The sequence below is a fragment of the Brevundimonas sp. UBA7838 genome (genome assembly GCF_002500885.1).
Classification (GTDB): domain Bacteria; phylum Pseudomonadota; class Alphaproteobacteria; order Caulobacterales; family Caulobacteraceae; genus Brevundimonas; species Brevundimonas vesicularis_C.
Map to the genome: position 1 here is coordinate 2,442 of NZ_DLTK01000041.1, position 247 is coordinate 2,688.

At 66.4% G+C, this 247-nt stretch carries 1 pseudogene; it reads left to right on the top strand.

Features of this window, described 5'->3' with window-relative positions:
- Positions 1-247, top strand: a pseudogene (locus B3T77_RS02760) (transcriptional regulator); the annotation flags it as partial.

The following is a 247-nucleotide window of genomic DNA, read 5'->3' on the forward strand; positions in this document are numbered from 1 at the left end:
CGCTGGCCAAGGCCGGCGCCCGCATCGTTGAGCGCTACGACACCTCGGTGTCCGAGCTTGAGTTGCGCTACGCCAACAACAAGCTGATCGGCGACCAGGCCCCCGACGCCAAGGGGCCAGAGGACACCCAGTACCGCCGCATCCTGGCAGGCCAGGTGCCGGGCTCTGACTTCTATGTCGTCGGCGGCATCACTGAGGTGAATTACAACATCCGCTCCGGCGGCTTCGACATCGCCGGCGGCGAGGT